Origin of the sequence: Hydrogenophaga sp. (assembly GCF_051007235.1) — a bacterium.
Lineage (GTDB): Bacteria > Pseudomonadota > Gammaproteobacteria > Burkholderiales > Burkholderiaceae_C > Hydrogenophaga.
Genome location: NZ_JBPCSJ010000224.1, coordinates 1 through 3,927 on the forward strand (window position 1 = coordinate 1; position 3,927 = coordinate 3,927).

Annotated in this window: 3 protein-coding genes; all 3 read left to right on the top strand. The window is 68.3% G+C overall.

The annotated features are described in order from the left end of the window. The coding region (locus tag ACR2JA_RS08065; RefSeq protein ID WP_434008579.1) for an LPS-assembly protein LptD at positions 1-1,462 on the top strand (1,462 nt) is incomplete at its 5' end. Beyond that, entirely contained in the window at positions 1,455-2,837 is a 1,383-nt protein-coding gene (locus tag ACR2JA_RS08070; RefSeq protein ID WP_434008580.1) for a peptidylprolyl isomerase, read from the top strand. The genes ACR2JA_RS08065 and ACR2JA_RS08070, both read left to right, overlap by 8 nt. A gap of 10 nt (positions 2,838-2,847) precedes the next feature. Continuing rightward, positions 2,848-3,612 (top strand): 16S rRNA (adenine(1518)-N(6)/adenine(1519)-N(6))-dimethyltransferase RsmA, encoded by a 765-nt coding sequence (gene rsmA, locus ACR2JA_RS08075; protein ID WP_434008581.1) that lies wholly within the window; start codon positions 2,848-2,850, stop codon positions 3,610-3,612. Positions 3,613-3,927 lie beyond the last annotated feature (315 nt).

A 3,927-nucleotide genomic window follows, 5' to 3' on the forward strand; every position in this document is an offset into this window, starting at 1 on the left:
CGCCACGCTCGGCGGCATGGGTCTGCAGAGCCCGCTGGGCCTGCGCCTGAACCTCAACCGCGTGAGCGACGACAACTACTGGCGCGACTTCCCGCGGGGCAGCACCTCGCTGACCTCGCGCCTGCTGGCCAACGAGGCGGTGCTCGACTGGAACCAGGGGCCCTGGTCCGTCAGCGCCGGCGCCTACCGCTGGCAGACGCTGCAGGATGTGGATGATCCCATCACGCCCCCTTACGACCGGCTGCCCTCGGTGGCTTTGCGCTTTGCGCAGGACCACCAGCGCTGGGCCGGTCTGAACGGCTGGGAATGGTCGCTGCAGACCGACTACACGCGCTTCCGTTCCGACCCGACGCGCACGGGGCAGGTCAACGGTTCGCGCTCGCTGGCCATCGCGCGCATCGGCCACCGCTGGGACCAGCCCGGCGGTTTCCTGGCCCCCAGCCTGCAACTGCACCACGCCAGCTACCGCTTCGACGGTGTGGTCAGCGGCGCGCGCAGCGTCAGCCGCAGCGTGCCCACCTTCAGCGTGGACAGCGGCCTGGTGTTCGAGCGCGACACCAGCTACTTCGGCCGTCGTTTCAACCAGACGCTGGAGCCGCGCGCCTTCTTCACCTGGACGCCCTACCGCGACCAGAGCGCCCTGCCCAACTACGACTCGGCCGCCAACGACTTCAACTTCGCGTCGATCTACGCCGAAAACACCTTCGGCGGCAACGACCGCCTCGCCGACCTGCGCGCCCTCACCGTGGGCGCCAGCTCGCGCCTGCTGGACCCGGCCACGGGTGCCGAGGTGGTGCGCCTGGGCCTGGCCCAGCGCTACCTGCTGCGCGACCAGAACGTGGTGCTGCCCACACAGAGCTGCAGCAGCAGCGACGCCTCCGGCTGCACGCCGGTGACCAACCGCCTGAGCGACGTGCTGCTGGGCGCGCGCGTGCAGTGGAGCCCGCGCTGGTCCACCGACGCCAACGTGCAGTACAGCCCACAGGACCGCGAGTCGGTGCGCACCACGCTCAGCGGCCGCTACACGCCCAGCAACTACCGCGTGCTCAGCGCCGCCTACCGCCTGCAGCGCGGCAGCAGCGAGCAGGTGGACATCGGCTGGCAGTGGCCGCTGTCTGATTTGTGGGCCGACAAGCCCGCCACGCCCAGCGCCGGTCGCGGCCTGGGGCCCGGCCAGTGGTACAGCGTGGGCCGCATCAACTACAGCATGCCCGACCGCAAGATCGTCGATCTGGTGGCCGGCTTTGAGTACGATGCCGGCTGCTGGATCGGCCGCGTGGTGGTCGAGCGCCTGACGACCGGCACCACCACCGCAAACCAGCGCGTGCTGTTCCAGATCGAATTCTCTGGCTTCTCGCGCATCGGCTCCAACCCGCTGCAGACGCTCAAGGACAATGTGCCCCGCTACCAATACCTGCGTGAAGACATCAACCCGCCGAGCCGGTTCCAACAATATGACTGAACGCCGTTCCCTTGCTTCCCGCCGCTGGACGGCACTGGCGCTGGGCGTCTGCCTGGCCTGCGGTGGCGCGGCCCAGGCGCAGTCGCTGCGGCCGTCGAGCCAGCTCAACCTGCTGCGCGGTGCGCCGGTCGCGCCCGGCCCGCGCACGGTGGACTACATCGTCGCCCTGGTCAACTCCGAGCCGGTCACCAACAACGAGGTGCGCGCGCGCCTGCTGCGCGTGGAGCAACAGCTGACGCAGCAGGGCGCGGCCCTGCCCCCGCGCGACCAGTTGGCGCGCCAGGTGATGGAACAGCTGGTCAACGAGCGCGCACAGTTGCAGCAGGCCAGCGAACAGGGTCTGCGCGTGGACGAACCCACGCTGGCCCGCGCCGAACAGTCCATTGCCTCGCAGAACCAGCTGAGCGTGGACGAGTTCCGGCGCCGCGTGGCCGCCGATGGCATGGACATCAACTTCCTGCGCAACGAATTGCGCAACCAGATCCTGCTGCAGCAACTGCGCGAGCGCGAGGTGGACGCACGTGTGCGCGTGACCGAGAACGACATCGACGATTTCGTGCGCGAGCAGAAGAGCAACACCGACCTCGGCAGCCTGGAGCTCAACCTCTCGCACATCCTGGTGCGGGTGCCCGAAAGCGCCACGCCCGAGCAGATCAAGGCCCTGGAAGCCCGTGCCCAGCGAGCGGCCGACCGCGCCCGCAAGGGCGATGACTTCGGCGAGCTGGCGCGCGAGTATTCCGACGCCCCCGAAGGTGCCCAGGGCGGCCAGTTCGGCATGCGGCCGGCCGACCGGCTGCCCGAAATTTTTGTCACGGCCACGCGCGACTTGCGCGCGGGCGAGATCGCTGGCCCGGTGCGCAGCCCGGCCGGTTTTCACGTGCTCAAGCTGGTGGAAAAGCGCCAGGCCGGCCTACCCGATGTCAGCGTCACCCAGACCCGGGCGCGCCACATCCTGTTGCGCCCTGGCCCGCAGCTGAGCCAGAACGACGCCGTGACGCGCCTGACCCAGTACCGCGAACAGATCGCCAGCGGCAAGGCCAACTTCGAGGCCCTCGCCCGCGAGCACAGCCAGGACGGTTCGGCCAGCGCCGGCGGCGACCTCGGCTGGGCCAGCCCGGGCCAGTTCGTGCCCGAGTTCGAAGAGGCCATGAACGGCCTGCGCCCGGGCGCGATGTCGCTCCCGGTGGTGTCGCGTTTTGGCGTGCACCTGATCCGTGTGGACGAGCGCCGGCAGATGACCCTCAGCGACCGGGAGCAGCGCGAAATCGTGCGCGGTCTGGTGCGCGAGAAGAAGGCCGCCGACGCGCTGGAGACCTGGGCGCAGGACCTGCGCTCGCGTGCCTACGTGGAATACCGCGAAGCGCCGCAGCCCTGAACGCCACCGCATGAAACACATCGCGCGCAAGCGCTTCGGCCAGAACTTCCTGAGCGACCACGGCATCATCGATGCCATCGTCGCCGCCATCGCGCCGCAGCCCGGCGATCCCATGGTCGAGATCGGTCCGGGCCTGGCCGCGCTCACGCAGCCGCTGGTGGAACGGCTGGGGCACCTCACCGTCATCGAGCTGGACCGCGATCTGGCGCTGCGTCTGCGCGAACACCCCCAGTTGCGGGTGATCGAGTCGGACGTGCTCAAGGTCGACTTCCGTGCCCTGGCCGCCACTCTGGGGGTGCCCCGGCTGCGCGTGGTCGGCAACCTGCCGTACAACATTTCCACGCCGATCCTGTTCCACCTGCTCGACCATGTGGACGCCGTGCAGGACCAGCATTTCATGCTGCAGAAGGAAGTGATCGACCGCATGGTGGCCGTGCCTGGATCGGGCGATTACAGCCGGCTCTCCGTCATGCTGCAGTGGCGTTATGCGATGGAAAACGTGCTCTTCGTGCCACCGGAGAGTTTCGATCCGCCACCGCGGGTGGACAGCGCCATCGTGCGCATGCTGCCCCATGCAGATCCACCCGCCATCGACGTCCGGCTGTATGGCGAACTGGTGCAGACCGCCTTCAGCCAGCGCCGCAAGATCTTGCGTAACACGCTGGGCCAATGGCTGGAAGCGCGGGGTTTCGCGGGCAATTTCGACCTGCAGCGCCGCGCTGAAGAGGTGCCGGTGGCCGAGTACGTGACTCTCGCCCAAGCCGTTCAGGCATGAAAAAGCCGCTGCAAGTGCAGCGGCCTCTTCGCCAGGGGCACCACGGAGCCGGCTTTGCCAAGCCGCCAGTGCCGTCCCTCTTGGGTGGTTATGCCGCTGTCAGCCAGTAGCCGGCGTTGAACGGGCTGCTCATGCGCAGCGCCATCGGGCTCACGTCCAGAATCTTGTCGGTGGGCATGGGTTCTTCGTTCTCGGCATCGGCCGTCTCTTCACCTTTGGGTGCGCGGGCGACCGAGAAAGAGTAGAAGCAGCGGAACGGGATCTTGCGGTCGGACCATTAGTCGGCCACGTCGCGGAAGATGTCCAGCAGCTGTT